General features: G+C 72.5%; 21 protein-coding genes. 5 read left to right on the plus strand and 16 right to left on the minus strand.

Annotation, left to right across the window (positions count from 1 at the left end):
• The gene (locus tag ACQPZK_RS01120; protein ID WP_433536498.1) at window positions 1-801 is read right to left on the minus strand and encodes a crotonase/enoyl-CoA hydratase family protein; all 801 of its coding nucleotides are present in this window, start codon (window positions 799-801) and stop codon (window positions 1-3) included.
• A gap of 186 nt (window positions 802-987) precedes the next feature.
• Between ACQPZK_RS01120 and ACQPZK_RS01125 the strand changes: the two genes are divergently transcribed.
• Complete coding sequence (locus ACQPZK_RS01125) at window positions 988-1,842, plus strand: DUF2231 domain-containing protein (RefSeq protein WP_433536499.1); 855 nt, start codon at window positions 988-990, stop codon at window positions 1,840-1,842.
• A 593-nt stretch (window positions 1,843-2,435) separates the two neighbouring features.
• Here ACQPZK_RS01125 and ACQPZK_RS01130 read toward each other — a convergent pair.
• Genes ACQPZK_RS01130 through ACQPZK_RS01185 form a run of 12 tightly spaced genes read right to left on the minus strand, consistent with a single transcriptional unit; the run spans window position 2,436 to window position 11,685 of the window.
• Complete coding sequence (locus ACQPZK_RS01130) at window positions 2,436-3,755, minus strand: LysM peptidoglycan-binding domain-containing protein (RefSeq protein ID WP_433536500.1); 1,320 nt, start codon at window positions 3,753-3,755, stop codon at window positions 2,436-2,438.
• A gap of 14 nt (window positions 3,756-3,769) precedes the next feature.
• Entirely contained in the window at window positions 3,770-4,216 is a 447-nt protein-coding gene (locus ACQPZK_RS01135) for a pilus assembly protein TadG-related protein (RefSeq protein WP_433536501.1), read from the minus strand.
• The gene (locus ACQPZK_RS01140; protein ID WP_433536502.1) at window positions 4,213-4,680 is read right to left on the minus strand and encodes a TadE/TadG family type IV pilus assembly protein; all 468 of its coding nucleotides are present in this window, start codon (window positions 4,678-4,680) and stop codon (window positions 4,213-4,215) included. The genes ACQPZK_RS01135 and ACQPZK_RS01140 overlap by 4 nt, the downstream gene beginning before the upstream one ends.
• A complete protein-coding gene (locus tag ACQPZK_RS01145; RefSeq protein WP_433536503.1) occupies window positions 4,677-5,123 on the minus strand; it encodes a TadE family protein in 447 nt (148 codons plus the stop codon). Before ACQPZK_RS01145 ends, ACQPZK_RS01140 begins: the two co-directional genes overlap by 4 nt.
• A 5-nt stretch (window positions 5,124-5,128) precedes the next feature.
• Entirely contained in the window at window positions 5,129-5,332 is a 204-nt protein-coding gene (locus ACQPZK_RS01150) for a hypothetical protein (RefSeq protein ID WP_433536504.1), read from the minus strand.
• A 27-nt stretch (window positions 5,333-5,359) separates the two neighbouring features.
• Entirely contained in the window at window positions 5,360-6,229 is an 870-nt protein-coding gene (locus tag ACQPZK_RS01155; RefSeq protein WP_433539071.1) for a type II secretion system F family protein, read from the minus strand.
• A gap of 37 nt (window positions 6,230-6,266) precedes the next feature.
• Complete coding sequence (locus ACQPZK_RS01160; protein WP_433536505.1) at window positions 6,267-7,169, minus strand: type II secretion system F family protein; 903 nt, start codon at window positions 7,167-7,169, stop codon at window positions 6,267-6,269.
• A gap of 4 nt (window positions 7,170-7,173) precedes the next feature.
• Window positions 7,174-8,709 carry a CpaF family protein gene (locus ACQPZK_RS01165; RefSeq protein WP_433536506.1) on the minus strand — a complete coding sequence of 512 codons (1,536 nt, stop codon included), beginning with the start codon at window positions 8,707-8,709 and terminating at the stop codon, window positions 7,174-7,176.
• On the minus strand, window positions 8,699-9,499 hold the full coding sequence (locus ACQPZK_RS01170; RefSeq protein ID WP_433536507.1) for a ParA family protein: 801 nt from the start codon (window positions 9,497-9,499) through the stop codon (window positions 8,699-8,701). The genes ACQPZK_RS01165 and ACQPZK_RS01170 overlap by 11 nt, the downstream gene beginning before the upstream one ends.
• A gap of 2 nt (window positions 9,500-9,501) precedes the next feature.
• Window positions 9,502-10,161, minus strand: a complete 660-nt coding sequence (locus ACQPZK_RS01175) for an SAF domain-containing protein (RefSeq protein WP_433536508.1) — start codon at window positions 10,159-10,161, stop codon at window positions 9,502-9,504.
• A 46-nt stretch (window positions 10,162-10,207) separates the two neighbouring features.
• Window positions 10,208-11,086: a hypothetical protein gene (locus ACQPZK_RS01180; protein WP_433539072.1), complete on the minus strand. Its 879-nt coding sequence runs from the start codon at window positions 11,084-11,086 to the stop codon at window positions 10,208-10,210.
• Window positions 11,087-11,118: 32 nt separating this feature from the next.
• Window positions 11,119-11,685, minus strand: a complete 567-nt coding sequence (locus tag ACQPZK_RS01185; RefSeq protein ID WP_433536509.1) for a hypothetical protein — start codon at window positions 11,683-11,685, stop codon at window positions 11,119-11,121.
• A 676-nt stretch (window positions 11,686-12,361) separates the two neighbouring features.
• On the opposite strand from ACQPZK_RS01185, the gene ACQPZK_RS01190 reads away from it, so the two are divergent.
• Window positions 12,362-13,066 carry a prepilin peptidase gene (locus tag ACQPZK_RS01190; protein WP_433539073.1) on the plus strand — a complete coding sequence of 235 codons (705 nt, stop codon included), beginning with the start codon at window positions 12,362-12,364 and terminating at the stop codon, window positions 13,064-13,066.
• 19 nt (window positions 13,067-13,085) lie between these two features.
• Here the strand turns inward: ACQPZK_RS01190 and ACQPZK_RS01195 are convergent, their stop codons facing one another.
• Together ACQPZK_RS01195 and ACQPZK_RS01200 are read right to left on the minus strand one after the other, a co-directional pair.
• Window positions 13,086-13,712, minus strand: coding sequence for a phosphatase PAP2 family protein (locus ACQPZK_RS01195; RefSeq protein WP_433536510.1), 627 nt, complete (start codon window positions 13,710-13,712; stop codon window positions 13,086-13,088).
• A 70-nt stretch (window positions 13,713-13,782) separates the two neighbouring features.
• Window positions 13,783-14,253, minus strand: a complete 471-nt coding sequence (locus tag ACQPZK_RS01200; RefSeq protein WP_433536511.1) for a hypothetical protein — start codon at window positions 14,251-14,253, stop codon at window positions 13,783-13,785.
• Between the two features lie 209 nt (window positions 14,254-14,462).
• On the opposite strand from ACQPZK_RS01200, the gene ACQPZK_RS01205 reads away from it, so the two are divergent.
• The 3 genes from ACQPZK_RS01205 (at window position 14,463) to ACQPZK_RS01215 (ending at window position 17,178) form a co-directional block, all read left to right on the plus strand.
• Entirely contained in the window at window positions 14,463-15,209 is a 747-nt protein-coding gene (locus ACQPZK_RS01205) for a low temperature requirement protein A (RefSeq protein ID WP_433536512.1), read from the plus strand.
• A gap of 10 nt (window positions 15,210-15,219) precedes the next feature.
• Window positions 15,220-16,116: a bifunctional helix-turn-helix transcriptional regulator/GNAT family N-acetyltransferase gene (locus ACQPZK_RS01210; protein ID WP_433536513.1), complete on the plus strand. Its 897-nt coding sequence runs from the start codon at window positions 15,220-15,222 to the stop codon at window positions 16,114-16,116.
• A gap of 162 nt (window positions 16,117-16,278) precedes the next feature.
• Entirely contained in the window at window positions 16,279-17,178 is a 900-nt protein-coding gene (locus ACQPZK_RS01215; protein ID WP_433536514.1) for a CDP-diacylglycerol diphosphatase, read from the plus strand.
• 13 nt (window positions 17,179-17,191) lie between these two features.
• On the opposite strand, the gene ACQPZK_RS01220 is transcribed toward ACQPZK_RS01215, so the two are convergent.
• On the minus strand, window positions 17,192-19,108 hold the full coding sequence (locus ACQPZK_RS01220) for an ABC transporter permease subunit (protein ID WP_433536515.1): 1,917 nt from the start codon (window positions 19,106-19,108) through the stop codon (window positions 17,192-17,194).
• Between the last annotated feature and the right edge of the window lie 54 nt (window positions 19,109-19,162).

Here is a 19,162-nt window from a genome sequence, read left to right on the forward strand (position 1 = left end):
TCACCCGGTAGCCGACGCCGTCGGGAGGTCCCACCCTCCCGGCGGCGTCGTGCCGTGCCGGCCCTCGCCCGCGGCGAACCGGGCCGCGCCGTCCAGCGCGTCGGTGGCCAGTGAGTCCATCCCGTACGCCAGTTCGGTCGCCAGCGCCTCCGCCTCGGGCCGCCCGGCGCCGGCCAGCAGGGCCGCCCGGTCGTTGCGCAGGCAGGTCTGCGGATGCTGGGCGATCGCCGCCGCCAGTTCCTCGGCCGCCGCCCGCGCCCGGCCCGGCGGCACCACCCGGTTGACCAACCCCATGGCGTACGCCTCGTCGGCCGGCACCGCCCGCCCGGTGAGGATCAGGTCCATCGCCCGGCTCTCCCCGATCAGTCGGGGCAGCCGGACCGTGCCGCCGTCGATCAACGGCACTCCCCAGCGGCGGCAGAACACCCCGAGCGTGGCGTCGGATTCGGCGACCCGCAGGTCACACCAGAGCGCCAGCTCCAGGCCGCCGGCCACCGCGTACCCCGAGATGGCCGCGATCACCGGCTTGCTCAGCACCATGCGGGTGGGGCCCATCGGGCCGTCCCCCTCCGGCTCGACCCGGTTGCCCCTCGGCGTGCCGACGGCCTTCAGGTCGGCCCCGGCGCAGAACGTGCCGCCCGCACCCCAGAGCACGGCGACCGCCGCGCCCGGATCGGCCTCGAAGGCGCGAAACGCGTCGGCGAGCGCCCGAGCGGTAGCTCCGTCGACAGCGTTCCGTGCCGCCGGCCGATCCAGAATCACGGTAGTAACGACCCCGCTGTGCTCGACCCGCACACCCATCCCGCCAGCATGCCGCCTGCCCCGCGCCCCCACAATCCTCGTCGATCTTGCACTTTGGGTTGTCGATTTGTGCCTCGGAGACGGTTTTGTCGCAGCAGAAAGTGCAAGATCGGCGGGGGAGGGGGACGTGGCAGGTTTGTCGTCGGCCTCCGGTTTGGGAGGGGAATGGGCGGGAAGTCGGTACTCGTGCGAGCGCTATTGACGAAAGTTGAGCAGGACTCCCGGCTGGACCGCGCAGGTGACCGGTTGCAGAAGGTGGTCCTGGGGACGCTGCGACCGCGGCGACTGCGGGACCTGCTGCACGGCGTGACGCTGGGGCACCCGCTGCACCCGGCCATGGTGCAGGTACCGGTCGGGGCGTGGATCAGTGCCGCCGTGCTGGACCTGATGCCCGGGCAGCGCCGACCGGCGACCGTGCTGGTCGGCCTGGGGACGGTCAGCGCCCTGCCGGCGGCGGTCGCCGGGTTGAACGACTGGGCGGCGCTCTCCCGGGACCAGCGCCGGGTCGGCCTCGTGCACGCCGCCGCGAACACCGTCGGGGTCGGCCTCTACGCCGGCTCGTTGGCGGCGCGGCTCTCCGGGCGGAGCGGGGTGGGCAGGGCGCTCGGGTTCCTCGGCCTCTCCGCCGTCAGCCTCGGCGCCTACATCGGCGGGCACCTGGCGTACAAGCAGGGCGCCCAGGTCAACCAGAGCGTGTCCGAGCTGCACCGGATGAGCGACGGGTGGCACTCGCTGGCCGACATGGCCACCCTCCCGCAGCGCAAGCTGATCACCCGCGAGGTGGACGACAACATCTCGGTGATCCTCTACCGCCACGGCGACGAGGTCACGGTGATGCTGGAGCGGTGTCCGCACCAGAGCGGGCCGCTGGGCGAGGGCGAGGTCCAGGAGATCGACGGCCACGCGTGCGTGGTCTGCCCGTGGCACGGCAGCGCGTTCCGGCTCAACGGCGGCGAGGTCATGCAGGGGCCCTCCGGCAACGACCAGCAGATCCTGCCCACCCGCATCCAGGACGGCGTGCTGCAGACCCGCCTCCCCTGACGGCCTCCAGGCTCGGCCGCTCGAGATCCGGATCGGTCCGGAGCTGGCGGCGCGACCGGTCGCCCTCGACGTGCTGATGCCGCACAGTCATCAAGATGACTGTGCGGCATCAGTGTCTATAAGGTGTCCGCTCCCGGGCGTGGGGCCGTGCCGGCCTCGACTCCGGGCGTTTGCCGCGGGAGGGCTGCGGCGCTTCCGGGCGTTGGCCGCGCGGGGCTAAGGCGTTCGGGGGTCGGGCCTTGTGCGGGCCTCGGCTCCCGGGGCTCGTCTGCGCGAGGGCTGCGGCGCTTCCGGGCATTGGCCGCGCGGGGTCGAGGCGTTCGGGGGTCGGGCCTTGTGCGGGCCTCGGCTCCCGGGGCTCGTCTGCGCGAGGGCTGCGGCGCTTCCGGCGTTGGCCGCGCAGGGTTGCGGCGTTCGGGGGTCGGGATTTGTGCGGCCTCAGCTCTCGGGGATCGTCCGCCCGAGGGCTGCGGCGCTTCCGGTATTGGCCGCGCGGGGCTGAGGCGTTCGGGGGTCGGGCCTTGTGCGGCCTCAGCTCCCGGGGCTCGTCCGCGCGGATATGGACGCCTCGGCTGCGAGCTACGCGTGCCGGCTCAGCCGCGCCGGTGCCGACCGCCCTGGACGCCGTCGTCGTTGTCCCACTCGCCGACGGCTCCGGCACTGCGACTGGGCAGGGCCAGCGGCGTGCCGGTCGGCGGGGCGGGCGTCTCGGTGGCCGCCGCCGCACGACGGGCGGCCCAGGCGGCGCCACTGCCGGCTCGGCCTCCGTCACCGCTCCGACCCGGGCTGCCGGTCCGAGCGCTGCGGCTCTCGGTGGTGGAGCTGCCGCCGCCGGTCGCCCGGCGTCGCGGGGTACGGGCGGCCGCGGTCAACCGGGGTGCGGCACCGGCGGTGGCGGGCCGACGGCGGAGTCCGAGGACCGCGCCGATCTGGGCGCCGACGATGCTCGCCACGGCCAGCACGGCGGAGACGGCCAGGGGTCGGTTCACCCGGTCGGTGGTTCCGGCCCGGGCCGCGCCGACGGTCATCGTGGGGGCCTGACCCGTCGACTCCGTACCGCTGGGTGGTGCCTGCTCCGCGCGCTCCGGCACCGACCGCTCGGGCGCCGGTCGCGGCGCGGGCGGTTTGGGCGCGGCGGGCCGACCGACGAGTTTGCCGGTCGCGTGCGAGCGTGCGCCCTGGTCGGTGGCCTCCGCCGGTAGCCGGAGCAGTTGGCCGGGGCGAATCCGGTCCGGGTCGTCCAACCGGTTCAGCTTGGCGAGTTGCCGGTAGTCGTCGAACTCGTCGAGGTACCGCTCGGCCACCTCGCCGAGGTAGTCGCCCCGGGCGACGCGGTACAACGGCTCAGCCTTGTCGCCGGCGCTCGGCCCGCCGGGCGCGACGAGTCCGAGCGGTCCACTTCCCAGGGCGTCGCGGTGCCCGCTCGCGGCCAGGCCCAGGGGCGCGCTCTCCGTGAGTCGCGCGGTGGTGGCCGACGCGCTCGGCTGGGCGTACGCCGGGCCGGCGTAGACCGCGGCGGCGCTCGCGGCGGCCGGGCTGGCCGCGAGGATCAGGGCGACCGAACCGACCAGCGCGGCGGCGGCCTTCTGCTGGCGGCTCATCCCGGGCAGCTTCGGCGCCGGCCGGCGCAGGATCTGCGCGCCCAACTCGACGAGGACCGAGAAGGTGAACGTGGCCCAGCCGAACCAACCGGCCAGCGCCAGGGCCCGCAGGAAGAGTTGCCCGTCGTCCCGGCTGGTCAGGGTGGTGCCCATCTCGGCGAGGGTGGGCAGATGGTCGGGCAGGGGATTGCCGGCGAAGGCGAGCAGCGCGACCGGCGCGCCCGCCACCAGGGCAAAGAGCACGACGAGCGCGCCGAGGCCGGTGAGGACCCGTCCCGTCCGCCGTACGACGGACCGACCCGATGCGGACATGGCTGCCTACCTTCCTATGGGGCCGGGGCTGGGCCCGTGGTGATGGCCCGGGCGGTCGCCTCGCCGGTGATGGTGACCTGGTCGGCCAAGCCGAACAGGCCGAGCATCGAGCGGCGGTAGGTGATCGTGAGGCGTACCCGGACGACGGTCTCCCCGGCGATCCGGGGGAAGCTCACGGTGTGGCTGGTGGTGGAGCCGACGGCGGTGAGGTATTCGGCGACCGCGACCCGGGCCTGCGACTGGTCGATCCGCGTCGGTCCACCCTCGATCGCGGTGGCCCGGTCGATGGCCTGCCCGCCCGCGCGGGCCGCTTCAGCGGCCAGGTTGTCGGCGCGTTGCAGCGTGCGGAGCTGGCCCGCGCCGTCGAACGAGAGCCCCACGATGGCCAGCACGCCGACCATCGCCACGGCCAGGAAGATGCTGACGCGGCCGTGGTCGCCGGCGAGCGTACGGGCGGTCATGGACGGCTCCGGTAACGGTCCAGTGGGGAGGTGAAGCTGGCCTGGATGCGGTTTTCGCTGGGCATGCCGGGCACCGCGTTGAGTCGTAGATCGCGGAAGGACACCAGACACTCGACCGTGACGGTGACCGTCGCGTTCTGGCCGAGCGCGCTGTGGTAGGCGTTGTCGAACCCGGTGTCGTTGTTGCCGACCCTGCCGCTGAACCTCAGGATCGGAGCGCCGCTGCAACTCAGTCCACGCCAGTCCAACTGCTGCTGAGCCGCATTACGGGCCTGCTCGCGGGCGTCGGTCGGGTTGCGGGAGATCGAGGCGGCGCGGGCCGCGTCGTGCGCGGCGGCATCGATGGCCTCCGCCGCCACCGCGCTGCGGCCCGCCACGCCCGCCAGCACCATCAGCGCGATGAACGCGGGCGCGAGCACCGCCACCTCGATGGAGACCGAGCCGCGCTCGGTGGTCCGGCTCACGGCGCTGTCACCCGTTCCACCGGGCCGTGCGCGGTCTGTCGGATCGAGAAGCGCACGCCGGGTACGACCGACAGGGACCGGCCGGTCACCGTGCAGGTCACGTCGACCTCGCTCGTCACACAGCTCGGACCGCCGGCCCTGTTCCAGCCCAGCAGCCAGTCGCCGGTGGTGGACAGGAAGCGGGTGGCGCTGGCCACCCCGGCGCCGTCGGACGCGTTGTACCTCCGTTGGGCGTTGACGCCGTTCTGGGCGGCGTTCAGCGCCGTGGAACGGGCCAGGAAGACGGCCGCCATCTGGAGCGACGCGAACAGCAGCACCAGGATCAGCGGCATCACCACGGCCAGCTCCACCGGGTTCGCGCCCCGCTCCCGGCCGCCGGCCACGAGGCGGCGTCGGGCGGCGAGAGCCGTCCGACGCCACCCCGGGAATGCGGCTCGGCGCATGCCGGCTACTGCGGGTTCGCGGGTGCCTGGATGGCGTCCATCCAGCCTCTGGCCCGGGCGAGGGCCAGGCCCGTGACGACGGTCGCCACGAAGACGAGACCCATGATGATCACGGCGGTCGGGACCGGGCTGTCGCCGCGCTCGCCGTCCCGGCGCAGCTCGGCGAGGCGCGCCGCCACCACGACGTGCAGGTAGGTGAGGATGGGCATGGCGTACTCCTTCACTGGGGGTTCGATTCAGATGCGGACCACGAACGGGTAGACGACGAAACCGAGCAGCACGAAGACGAGTAGCGCGCCCGGGATGTCGAGCTTGCTGGTCACGCCCTCGGCGCGGGCCAGGTTGTCGGTGCGGATCTGGTCGCGCAGCGAGTCGGCCCGACTGCGCAAGGTCTCGTGCACCTGCGCGCCCTCGCTGCCGGAGGAGCGCATGATCGCGCCGACGTCGCCCAACTCCGGAATGCCGATCTTGTCGGCGAGGTCACGCAGCTCGTCCCAGGGAGCGTGCATCTGCATCTGGGCGATCCGCAGCGCCTCCTGGAGGCGGTCGAACACCCAGCCGTCGCAGACCGCCGCGGCCCGCTCCAACGACTGCACCGGGCCGTGCGCGGCGGAGAGCTGCAGGGCCACCAGATCCAGGTACGTGCAGACAGCCTGGCGGAACTCGTCGCGGGCGGCGTCCGCCTTGGTCAGCACCGACCGGTGCGCCAGCAGACCGGCGACGAACGCCATACCGAGGCCGCCGAGCACCGGTACGGCCACCGGCAGTGAGACGCCGAGCACGAACAGCGCCATCACGAGCAGGGTCGGCGCGGCCAGGCCGATCAACGCGGACAGCAGCACCGACAGCGCGTACTGCTCGGGGGTCTGCCCGATCAGGGCGAGCTGCCGGTGGGGCGGTCGCAGCCAGCGGGACAGCCCGGTCAAGGAGTCCAGCCGCCGGGAGGCGGGGGCGGCCACCCGCCCCGTTCCGGGAGGCTGGTGCAGGCGGCGCAGTGCCGGCCCGAGCGCGGGAGTGGCCGGCACCAGCTCGCGGATCACCAGGAAGACACCGAACCCGATCGCCGCTCCACCGGACACGGCGATGCCGAGGAGCCAGTTGACGATCACCGGGGACCCCCTGCGGACACGGTGGCGTTCGCGCTCACGCGACGACCTCCTGGGGGTCGGGCGCCGGCAGGAACCGGGCCGGTCGCTGCGGCTGACTCATCGAGCGGACCCAGGCCAGCAGGCCGATGAAGGCGGCGCCGAGCGCGGCCATCACGATCTGACCCGCCGGAGTGCCGTACGGCTTGATGTACTCGGAGTTGACCAGCCCGTACGCCAGGGTCACCAGCGTCATCCCGGTCAGGAAGCGGACCGCGAACCGCGGCTGGGTGCGCTTGGCCTCGATCTCCCGCCGGGTGGCCACCTCGGCGGCCGCCGCGCCGGCGATCGAGCCGAGCACGTCACCCAGCCGCTCACCCCGGTCGCTGAGGTGCAGGATCAGCGCCGCCACCACCTGGTCGCAGACCGGGTCGCCGATCTCGTCGGCGAACGCCAGCAGCGCGGAGCGGGCCAGCCAGCCGGCCTGCAACCGGGCGGCGAGCAGTCGTACCTCGTCCTCGATGCCCGGTGGGACGCTGCCGATCGTGGTGATGATCGACTGTTGGAGGCCCTGGCCCGTACCCGAGACGTCCTTGAGCCGGCGGGTCCACTCGCCGACGGCTTCGATCCGGGCGATCGCCCGCTGCTCGGCCTTACCGACCGCGAACAGCCACGGTGTGCCGGGCACCGCCACCGCCACGAGCAGACCCACCACCGGCAGCCCTGTCAGCAGGAACGCCAACGCCCCGACGACCACTGCGGCGAGCAGCAGCGCCTGGTGGGAACGTCGCTCGGCGGGCGTGGCGCCGGAGCCCCGCCACAGGCGACCCAGGCCGGGCCCCGCGCCCGGACCGGGGCCTGGCGGTCGACGGGTGCCCACCAGCGCGACCACCGCCAGCAGGAGCCCCGCGACACAGGCGGCCCCGGAGACCACCGCGATCAACTCCAGGCTGTTTCCCATCACGTCACCGCCGGGCCAGTCGGGACTGTCGGGCTCGTCGCCAGGCTCCCGTGCCGGCTTCGATCCACCGGGTCAGCAGACGGGCGTCGTACCCCACGCGCAGCAACTGGTCGCGGACCCGTTCGGGCAGGTGTCGGGGGACCGCGCGGCCGTCCGGGCCGGGGCCGAAGATGGTGGTGGTGGTGATCCGTCCGGCCTCGCCGGCCCCGATCACCTCCTCGACGTGCGAGACGAAGCGGTGCTTGCGCCCGCCGATCGCGCTCTCGTCCTCGACGGTGACGTAGACGATCAGGTCGAGAGCGTTGCCCGCCATCCGGCGCGCCTGGTCGACGGTCATCTCGCGGCCGTGCGCCAGCGCCAGCTCGACGATCCGCTCGCCGACGCCGGCAGCGGTACGAGCGTGGATGGTGCACATCGATCCCCGGCTGGTGGTCATCGCCTGGAGCATCGGCACGATCTCGCGAGACCGCACCTCGCCCACGATGATCCGCAGGACGCCCATCCGCAGCGACAGCGGGATCAGGTCGGCGATCGTCACCTCACCCGCCGGACGGCCGTCGAAACCGCGCTCGCCGTGCCCCTCCCGGGCCTCGAAGCTCATCACCGCCCGGTGCCGCTCGCGGCGGCGCGCCGGCAGCAACTCCCGGCTCTCTTCCAGCAGCACGTACGGCTCGTCGGGCGGGATCTCGTTCATCAGGGCCCGGATGATCGTGGTCTTTCCCGCGCCGGCCAACCCGGCGACCATGATGTTCAACCCGGCGCGCATCGCCGCCCGCAAGAAGTCGCGCAGCAGCGGATCGATCATCTCGTCCAGGTCGCCCCGGCCACCGGCCACGTCGTCGAGGCTCACGTCCAGGGTGTTGTGCTTGCGGATCACCGCGTACGGGCGGTGGCTGACCAGGAACACCGCCGCCAACCGGCTGCCGTCGGGCAGTTGCAGGTCGAGGGTGGGCTTCACCGTGGACAGGGACCGCTCGGTCGCGCCGGCCCGCCGCGCCGCCGCCTGGAGGATCTCCACCAGTTCGGCGTCGCTGTCGGCGATCGGCTCACCCCAGTCGACGCCGCCGCCGTGCCGGGTGATGCGCACCTGGTCGCAGCCGAGGATGTGCACCTCCTCGATGGTGTCGTCGACCAGCAGGGTCTGTAGCCGACCGAGTCCCACCAGTTCGGCGGTCACCTGGTCGAGCAGGAGGCGCTCCTCGCCGGCGGCCATCGGCGTGCCGGCCCGGCGGACCGCGTCGGCGTACTCGGCGACCACCTGGACGGCCAGCCGGGCCCGCTCGGTGTCCTCCTCGTCGACGGTGAACTCCCGGCCGCGCTGCCACAGCGTGAGTCGCTCGGTGAGCTCGCGCCGCAGCTCCCGGACCACCTGGAAGTCCATTCGCGGCCGGGGCTCGGACGGCGGCGTTGTGGTGGGGGTCGGCTGCGGCATCGCCATGACGTGGTGGTGCCGACCGTTCGCCGGGGCCAGCGGCGGCGCGGTGGACGTCGCGCCCGGCGGCTGCTGGCGCGGATCGGCCGAGACGGGCTCAAACCGCATCCGGCACCCCCTGCTGCACCGGCCAGGCCAACCGTGCCCGCCGGCGTTCCAGCAACGCCCCGACCGGCACCTCCAGCGCGGTCGCCGCGCGCAGCAGCGGTCGTCCGGCCCGCACGGTCCCACCGAGGGCGAGCACCCCTGCGGTACGAGGGTCGTGCGGCAGCCGGGCGATCACCGGCAGCTTCAGCCCGCGACTGATCTCGGCGCGCCCGTGCCCGTCGCCGACCAGCAGCAGCCGCAGGGTGCCCGGCGGTACCCGGTGCTCGGCGAAGTCCCGCTCGATCGCGGTGACCACCGCCCGTGTCCCGGACAGGTCGGGCAGGTTGGCCCGGGTCACGAGCAGCACCACCGACGCGGCCCGCAGCAGTGGCCACGGTGGGCCGTTGACGTGCAGCCGGCCACAGTCGACGAGCACGTCGTAGCCGGGGGTGCCCCGGTCCAGGGCGTTGAAGTAGTCGGCGAAGCGCTGCCAGAGCGGGGTGACACTGCCGGCCTGCGCCGGGTCGACCAGGCCGGGCAGCAGCAGGCGCTCCCGACGGGGAGCGTCCAGGTCGACCAGCTGGGACCAGAACGCGCTCTCCAGGTTGCCGTCGCGCAGTTCGCCGACGGCCAGCTCCCCGATGCCGCGCGGACCGTCAAGCTGGCCACCCAGATAGCCGGCGAGGATCGACCCGCCGGCCGGGTCGCACTCGGCGAGGACCAGCCGGCGGTGCCACGTCAGGGAGCAGGCCAGCGCCGAGGTGGTCACGCCGGGCGAACCCTTCGCGGACACCAGCGCGATGATCGCCATGCTCAGGCCGCCTCGGTCAGCACGACGGCGACCCGCTCCTGGGCGGCCAGCGCCACCACGGCGGGTACGTCCCGGACGAGGAGCGCCAGGTACAGCACCTTCTCGTTGTCCGTCGGGCTGACCATGTCGATGACGGTGGCCGTGAAGCGGGTGCCTGCCGAGGCGGCCGCCCCGGTGGCGTTGTCGTCCGGGGTGCTGACCAGCAGCACCTTGTCGCCGGGGTGCAGCTCGCGGGCCGGCACCTGGGCGGTCTTCAGGCCGAGCGCGATCTGCTGCTGCCCCGGGCCGAGCAGCGGGTCGTCGGTGACCTGCCCGAGGGTGAGCAGGGTGCCGGGCACCAGCGCCACGGCGGCCCTCTTGCCGACCACCTCGTCCAGCCGGCCCGCGGGCACCGGGTGCAGGCCCTGGCCGCCGGCGACCTGCACGGTGATCAGGTCGGCGGCGGTGACCTCCCGGCCCACCTCCACCGGCCGGGCGACCGCGAGGTAGCTGCCGGTGGCCCGGACCGAGGTGACCGCGAACGCGGCCCCCAGCCCACCGAGGGCGATCAGGAGTACGGCGAGACCCAGCAGGCCGGGGCGGACGCGGCGTTGCCGGACCACCTTGGGCGGGGTGACCGGCGCGTCCACCGGCCCGGTCGCGTTGCGCGTCGCCAGACTCACCGTTCGATCTCCATTCGTGACTGTCGGGCTCGTCGAACCGGGTCACTCACCTGGTCACCACCTGGAGCTCCCTGATCTGGACCGGCACGGTGCCGCTGGTCCGGGTCTGCGCGATCGGGTCGCCCTCGGTGCCGTTGTCGGTCCACCACCGGACCGTCCAGTACGTGGTGGCGCCCACCCGGTACGTGCCGGCCTTCGGGTAGCCGCCGTGGTAGCCGCAGTCCGGGGAGCGCTTACCGGCGTACTTGCCCTTCGCGTCGTACGGGGTGCCGGGGCCGAGGCAGGGGACCTTGTCGCCGTTGCCCATGTTCCAGACGATCCGTTCGACCTTGGCCTCGATCGAGACGGTCAACCCACGGTCGGACGCGGAGGCGTTCAGCGGCCCGAAGTAGTTGGCGCTGGGAGTGGCCCACATCCAGACCGGCAGGCCGACGAGGCCGGGGCCGATGTCCTTGCGGGGAGCGACCTTCAGCCGCGCCGGGAGCAGCTTGATCGACGCGAGGGCCCGGCGGGCCAGCTCCTCCGGGTCCGGCGGAGCGCCGAAGCCGGGCGGCGGTCCGTCCCGCAGCACGGTGTCCTGCGCGCCGAGATCGCCGCCGTTGCAGGTCTGGACGTACCACTGCTGGCCTTCGGGTGCCGGCGGCTGCGGCACGGCGAGCTTGTAGTAGCAGCCGTCGCCGTTGTTGAACCAGCCCAGCACGTCGTCGTAGCAGGGGATCGTCCGGCCGCCCCACTGGCAGACGCCGCCACCCCCACCGCCGCCGGAATCTCCGCCGCCGCCGTTGTCCCCGCCGCCTCCCGGGTCGCCGGGGTGGCCGGGCTCGTCGTCCCAGACGTTGCAGTCCGGTTGGCCGGGCGGGCACTCCACCCCCGGGTCCGCGCGGCGGGCGGCGGCCGGCAGGGTCGTACCGACCACCAGCAGCATCGCCACACCGACCCCGGCGAGGAGGCGGCGGGTCAGCACGGCTGGTCCGGGTGCGCGGCGCCGGAGCTGATCAACCACCGGCCGTCCGGATAGCGGGTAGCGGTGGCCGTGGCCAGGTGTCTGCCGCCACCGCTGCCCGGCACGGTCCGCTGGTCCTTGGTGTAGACGAGCCGGTAACCGGTCGCGTCCAGGCAGTCCTGGATCTCCACGGTGGCCGGGTCCGAGGCGAGGTCGACGGCGATCACGGTGGGATCGGATCTCAAAGTCCCGGTACGCATCGCGCCGTGCTCCTTAGCGTCGCGAATGGTCAATTGCACTCGGGTCAACAGTGGATCAGCGAGAAATCTGGACAGTTCCGGCGCGTGCGGATCGCCGCGCCGACTCGCCGTGCGCGAGGCCGTGAGATATCCGGAGTACGCCTCGAGCGCCGCCTTTTCGGCAGCTCCTCGTTCGACATCCGAATCCGCCCGTACGCCGTCGGCACCTTTCGACGTCGGACGGTCGACCGCCTCCTGCCCGCTGCCACAGGCGGTGATCGCCGCCGCCGCCACGATCGCCAGCAGGCATGTTGCCGCTCGCCTGAGCTGCCGTCCGCGCACTGCCGAACCCTCCTCGTGATGGCCCGACGTGGCGACGAAGCGCCGATGTCGGGCATGCGAGAGCGCGCCCGGATCGCTACATCCGGCCGTTCATTGCGCTTCTGCATTCACCGTTGCGGATCTTCTACAAATGCAAGGTCCCGTGTTGTCCGGTCGTCCATGTGAGGCTTGCGTCACACCCAAGGGGCGAGCATAAGCTCACGATCGCCGATGCAACAGAGGCAATTCAAGCGAACACTCTGCGTGATGATGGGTGGTGGTGGCAGGTGTCCGTGCCGCGCTCCGGATGGCTGTCGGTCGAGGGATCGCCGATGGCGCTGCCTCGCCGACGCGGGCCGATCCGTCCTGACCCCTACGCCCCTTACGGGAGTGGGACATCGCGCCCGTATCCCGGCATGTGGGCCGTGCCGCGGATCAGCGGCGAGCTGATGTCGTGCGGCCCGCTCCGCGGCGGAAGTCGCCGCTGGGGGACGTCGCTTTCCGCGCCATCCGCTACACCCGAGCGAACGTTCAGTCACGATCCGTGTTCACCTTTTGCGACGGTGGCCCGCCGATCGGTGGAGTCGACGTGGCGCTGACGGCCGAACCGACCGGCCAGCCGTCCGCCGCCGACCGTCCTGCGGCCACGGAGGCCGGGCCGGTCGCGGGTGCCGCCCGGCTCCGGCTCGCCGCGGTTGTGGCGTCCCTGCTCGTCGTGCCGCCGCTGCGGTTGGCCGTCGTGCGGCACGCCGTACCCTCGGGGAGTCCCCGCCGGACCGGGTGCGACGCCTGCGGGGCCGCGATCAGCCTGACCAGGCCGTGGCCCGCGCTCGGCCCGGCGGCCCGGTGCGGCCGGTGCCGCGCCCGGGTCGGGCCGCCGCCGGGCACGGTCGAGCTGGCCGCGCTCGCCGCCGTGGCGCTGCTCGTGCTCGTCGGCCCTCCGCTGGGCGCGTTGCCGGCCGTGGCCTGGTGGCTGGGCTGGACGCTACCGGCGGTCTTCGTCGACCTGGCCGTGCACCGGCTACCCGACCGCCTCACCCTGCCCGCCGCCGGCGGCACATGGCTGCTGCTCGGCGTGGCGGCGCTGGCCGACGCCGGGGCGGGGCCGTGGGTGCGGGCCGTCGTCGCCGGTGTGGGGTTGGCGCTGTTCTTCGCCGCCAGCACGGTGCTGCTCGGTCGCCGAGGCTTCGGGCTGGGCGACGCCAAGCTGGCGCTCAGCGTGGGCGCGCTGCTCGGCTGGTACGGCTGGCCCGTCCTCGTGCTCGGGCTGCTGCTCACGTTCGGGCTGTCCGCGCTGGTGAGCCTGGGGCTGCTGGTGGCCCGACGGGTCCGCTGGACCACCCACCTGCCGTTCGGCCCCTTCCTGCTCCTCGGCACGGCGGGTGCCCTCCTGGCCGCCTGACCGCCCGTTCCCGAGTGATCTACGGGCGGGGTCGGCCGGCCAGGTCGGGCACCGGCCGGCGGGCGTCGGTGCGGCGGCGCAGCGCCTCGGCGGTCGGGCGGGCCAGCAGCGGGGTCGCGACGAGCGCGACCAGGGCGCCGAGCAGCAGGCCCACCGCCACGTCGTGCGGGTAGTGCACGCCCACGAAGACCCGGGAGAACGCGGCCAGCGCCGCCAGCGGCAACGCGATCAGCCCGAGCCGTCGGGAGAGCAGCAGGGTGGTGACCGCCAGCGCGCCGGCGAGAGTCGCGTGGTTGCTCGGGAAGGAGTAGTCGCCGGGCGGTGGACAGGTCCCCGCGATGATCGCCCGACCCACCGTCCGGCACGGCCGGTCCTCGTCCACCACCGTCTTGAGCCATTCGCTGCTCGCGTACGCCAGCAGGGTCGGCAGCGGCGCGACCAGGGCGAGTGCCCGGTTGTGCGGGCCGCCGGCCAGGCGGCGAAGCGCGGCCGTCACCAGCAGGGCGCCGAGGAGCAGGATCACCCCCTCGGTGGCGTGCCCGACGAACCACTGCACCGGGTGTGGAGTGCCGGCGGCGGCGTCGACGATGTCGCGGTACCACTCGGCGCTGATCTCTGGGACGTCCGTGCTGCCGTTGTCGGCCATGAATCACCTCACCAGACGTTCATACCGCGTTCACCTTGGAGGCAACTTGGAAACGCGAAGGTGGGGCGGTTCAGAGCTGCGCCGGTCCCGGTCCGCCGTTCATCCGCTCCCGGACGGCCTCCAGCGCCTCGAAGGCGTACGCCCAGTTGTGGCACTTGAAGCTGCGCAGGCCCTCGATGGCGGTGTGGCAGTCGGCGCAGTACACCCCCGCGATGGCGTCCGGGACCTCGGTGTTGACGTACTTGTGGTCGCCGAGGATGACCTCGGCGATCATGCCCTTGTCGTGCAGTCCGGTTACCGCCGACGAGACGATGTCGTACCAGGTGATCCGGCGGCCGCACTTCGGGCAGTCCGGCTCGTCGCCGCTGACCCAGAGCGGGGCGCCGATGGTGCGCGGCGGCATGCCGAGCAGCTTCTCCAGACGCCGGACGTCCGACTCCGGCGTGGTCCAGCGGTGCCGGCCGGGCAGTGACGCGGGCGAGTCGTACACGGCGCGGAACAGGTCGTGCTCGACCCGTACGGTCTCCCGTTGACTGGTCATCGGCGTCCCTCCTCGTGAGTGGGTGCCCCCACCGTGGTCGGCGCTGAAGAGGGGTGCAGCCGGATCAACGACACGAGGGGGCGGCGGGTCGTCGGCTCAGTCGCACGGGTACGCCGGGGTCGGCGTCCGCCGCTGACCCGCTTTCGCCTTCGGCGACCGGCTCCGGGTGGTACGAACGGAGTCAGGGCGTGCCATCGGGAGGAGCGCCGATGGCGAGCCGGCCCGAACGGTTGCTGCGGGGAAGCGACACCCCGCTCAGCGCCTCGTTCCTGGAGCTGTTCTTCGACCTGGCGTTCGTCCTCGCCCTCAGCCAGTTGGTCGACCATCTGCTGCACGACCTGAACGTGGTCGGCGTGCTCCGGACCGGCCTGCTGCTGACGGCGGTCTGGTGGATCTGGGTGACCACCACTTGGTTGATCATCGCGCTCGGTGAGGTCGTCCTGGTCGCCGGTCTGGCGTACGCCGACACCGACCTGCACCTGCCGGCGACCGCCGCGTTCCTGCTGGTGTTCGCCACCGCCGTGCTGATCGGCCTGCTCTATCTGACGCCCGCCGGCCAGCTGTTGGCCCCGGCCATCGAGCACGCCAACCCCACTCGGCTCGCGGTCCGTACCGGCTACCTGCACCTCGTGATGATCGGCGGCCTGCTGGTCACCGCCGTCGGCGCCGAGCTGAGCATCGCCCATCCGACGGAAGAGGGCGACCTGATCGCGGTGGTGATCGTCCTGGGCGGGCCCACGCTGTTCCTCATCGGGAGGATCCTGTTCTCCCTGGCGATCCACCGGCGGCTCTCCTGGCCCCGGGTGGCCGCCCTGTTCGCGTTGTCCGGCGCGGCGGCAGCCCTACGGTTGCCGCTGCTGGCGGTCAGCGCGGTCGCCACCGGAGTGGTGCTCGTGGTGGTCGTCCTGGACCGCGCCGGCGTCTTCTCCTATCGCAGCGCCGGAAAACCTGACTAAAGTCAGAGGTATGGACACCGCGCTCATCGCCGCCGTGCGGCGGTTCAACCGGACGGTGACCCAGCGGGTGGGTGCGCTGGACGACGAGTACATGGCCCAGGGGCGCCCCCTCGGGCAGGCTCGGCTGCTCTGGGAGGTCGGCCCCACCGGCGCGGAGGTCGCGGCGCTGCGCGCACGGCTCGGCCTGGACTCGGGCTACCTCAGCCGCCTCCTGCGCGCCCTGGAGAACGACGGGCTCGTCGCCGTCGGGCCGACCGATCAGGCCGGTGGCGACGGCCGGGTCCGCACCGTCGCCCTCACCGAGGCCGGCCACAGCGAGTGGGCCGAACTCGACCGGCGGTCCGACGAACTGGCCGCCTCGATCCTCGAACCGCTCACCGCACACGGCCGGGACCGACTCGTCAGCGCCATGGCGGAGGTCGAACGGCTGCTCGTCGGGTCGATGGTGGTCGTCGAACCGTGCCCGCCCGCCGACCCGCGGGCCCGCGCCTGCCTGCGTGCCTACGCCCGGGAGATCGGACGACGATTCGACGACGGCTTCGACCCGGCATTGAGCAACCCGCTCGACGACGCGTCGCTCGTCCCGCCGGCCGGCGTACTGCTGCTCGCCACCCTCAACAGCGAGCCCGTCGGCTGCGGCGCGGTCAAACTGCACCGCGACGGGCCCGCCGAGATCAAGCGCGTCTGGGTGGCGGGCACGGTGCGCGGGCTGGGCGTCGGGCGGCGGCTGCTCGGCGAGCTGGAGCGGTATGCCGCCGAGCGCGGCGCGACCGCCGTGCGGCTGGACACCAACCGCAATCTCACCGAGGCGATCGCCCTGTACCGCTCGACCGGTTACCGGGAGATCCCGCCGTACAACACCGAGCGCTACGCCCACCACTGGTTCGAGAAACCGCTCGCGCGGTGAGCAGAGTTCGTCCGGACACGATCAGGGGACTCCGCCGCCACCGTTCCGCTGAGGTGTGAAAGTTTGTCCTAATCTCGGCACGTTCCGACCTGCCCGTCCGGACCCTGACCAGGGGCTTCGGGTCGGGCAGCGTCCTCGGACCGTCCCGGGTGGAGAGTGGCGATGAGCGGCAGCAGGCGGATCGATCAGATGGGCCGACGTCAGTTCGTCAAGCTGTCCGGGGCCGCCGGCGCGGGCGGGCTTCTCACCCTGGCCGGGGCGGACGGCGGAATGGCCGACGGTGGTGACGGCCCACCCCAACCCTCGCCACCGCCGAACCCGGGCGGCACCGCCTGCCCGACGCCGTCGGCGCTGTGCGGCTATCCCACCGACAGCGGCGGCCGGTTCGACCTTTGGGACCGGGTCCAGGTCTGCCTGGGTACGCGGACTTCACCGCCGACCAACTGCCTGCGCACCACGTCCACCTACGTGGTGCTCAACGGTGCGCCGCCGAACACCCACAACTATCTGCTCGTGCCGACCTGCCGCGTGCAGGGCATCGAGTGCCCGTTCATCGCCACCGCCGCCGCGCCGAACTACTGGTTGGACGCCTGGATCAACGCCCAACCGGGGCAACCGTCGCACGTGGTGTACCCGAACATCGGGCTCGGGATCAACTCCGCCGACGCCCGCCAGCAGGACCAACTGCACATCCACCTGGCCGGTATCCACAGTGGAATCCAGACACAGCTCAACTCCCACGACAACCTGATCAGCAACAACCCGGCGAACTGGCGGAACCAGATCGTCCCGATCTGGGGCCTGACGAGCGGAGGCGCCCCGGCCCCCCGCTCCTACCGCGTGCTGCACGTGTCGAATCTGAACGACAACCTGTTCACGCTGCTGCGCGACTTCGTCGTACGCCCGACCGGGGCGAACATGGCCCACCAGGCGATGGCGGTCACCCCTCGCCTGGTCGGCAACGGCGGGTTCTACGTCATCAACAGCGAGCCCGCACTCCAGACCCCGCAGGGCCAGCCCGGTGGTACGGGCACCGTCGACTTCCTGCTCGCGTACACCTGAATGTCGCCGCCGATCAGCCCTTCACCGCCCCGGCGGTGAGCCCCTCGGTCAGGAAGCGCTGCCCGAGCGCGTACATGATCACCACGGGGATGCTGACGAGCAGCGAGGCCGCGGCGAGCTGCCCCTGCGGTACGACGTCTCCGGCGATCATCGACTGCATCCCGACCGGCAGCGTCTTGTACTCGTCCTTCGTGATGAACACGAAGGCGAAGAGGAACTCGTTCCAGGCGTTGGTCAGGGTGAAGAGCGCGACGGCCAGCAGTCCGGGCTTGGCCAGCGGCAGCACCACCCGGCCGAACGCCTGTAGGCGGGTGCAGCCGTCGACGAGCGCAGCCTCCTCCAGCTCCACGGGGATCGAGGAGAAGTAACCCACCAGCAGCCAGGTGGCGAACGGAAGCGTGAAGGTCGGGTACGTGACCACCAGCGACCACAACGAGTCGGTGAGTCGTACGCCGATGAGCATCTGGTAGAGCGGGATGAACAGCAGCGCGCCCGGCATCACGTAGGTGAGCAGCACGGTGACGGTGAACCCCTGCGCGCCCCGGAACCGCAGCCGGGCCAGCGCGTAACCCGCGAGGGCGGCGCAGACCAGCGCCACCGCCGTGGACGCCGCGGACACCAGCAGGGTGTTGAGGTACCAGCGACCGAACGGCTGGTTGGCGAAGAGCGCGGTGAACTGCTCGGTGGTCCACGGCGTCGGCCACAGGTCGTCCGTACGCATGACGACCTGGCCCTCGGACTTGAAGGCCGTGACGCCGATCCAGTACAGCGGACCGAGCACGAAGAAGAGCAGCCCGGCGAGCGCGACCCAGGAGCCCAGGCTCGACACCGCCGACGAGGACCGGCGACCGCCGCGCGACTGGAGGGTCGACACCACCCGACCGACCGCCGCCGCGATCAGCAGGATCACCCCGAGGACGACCGCCGCCTTCCAGAAGATCTCCGGCGACGCCCAGAACAGCAGGCCGGTGACCACCGCAGTGATCACCCACGGCAGGGCCCTGCGCACCCGCGTACCGACCCGCAGCGCCGTGCGTCGTGCCCGGGGCAGCTTCGCCCCCGAATCCTGGCGCAACAGCCGGACCAGGAAGAACACCAGCCCGCCGATGACCGGCAGCATGACGAGCGTGACCGCCGCGCCCGCGCCGTACTGCAACTGCAGAATCGCCTTCGAGTACGCGACGAGCACGTACGGCGCGGTCACGTCGCCCGGACCACCCTGGGTCAGCAGCCAGACGAGGTCGAAGTTGTTGAACGTCCAGATCGACGACAGGGTCACCGTCACGGTGATCACGTGGCGCAGGCCGGGCAGTGTCACGTTGGCGAACCGCTGCCACGCCGAGGCCCCGTCGATGGTCGCCGCCTCGTACAGGTCGGCCGGGATGGCCTTCAACCCGGCGAGGAAGCACACGGTGAAGAAGGGCACCCCCTTCCAGACGTTCACCATGATCACCGACGGCATCGCCAGCGACGGGTCGGACAGCCAGCCCGCCGGCCAACTGTCGACCAGGTGCAGGTCGACCAGCAGTGGCCCGATCCCGCTGGCGGTGAGCAGGTTGTTGACGCTGCCGAAGATGGGGTCGAGCAGCGACCGCCAGCTGAAGGCCGTCACCACCGTCGGCACCACCCACGGCACCAGGAGCAACCCCGCCAGCACCGCCCGCCCGCGGCGTCGGTGGTGCAGCAGCAGGGCCGCGGCCAGCCCGAGCACGACCTTGAAGATCTCGGCGTACGCGGTGAAGACGAACGAGTTCACCACGCCCGTGTGGAACTGGTCGTCGCCGATGAGGTGCAGGTAGTTGTCCAGGCCGACGAACACGGACTCCTGCCCGTGTCGTTCGGTGGTGCTGGTGACGATCGACCGGGCGATCGGTACGAGAACGAGGCCGCCGACCAGCACGGCCATCGGCGTCAGGAACAGCGCCGCCATTCGCCAGTCACGACCCAGCCGGCGCTGGGTCGCCGTGAGGGAGCCGGATCCCGG

Source organism: Micromonospora sp. CA-249363, from assembly GCF_050950185.1.
Classification (GTDB): Bacteria; Actinomycetota; Actinomycetes; order Mycobacteriales; family Micromonosporaceae; genus Micromonospora.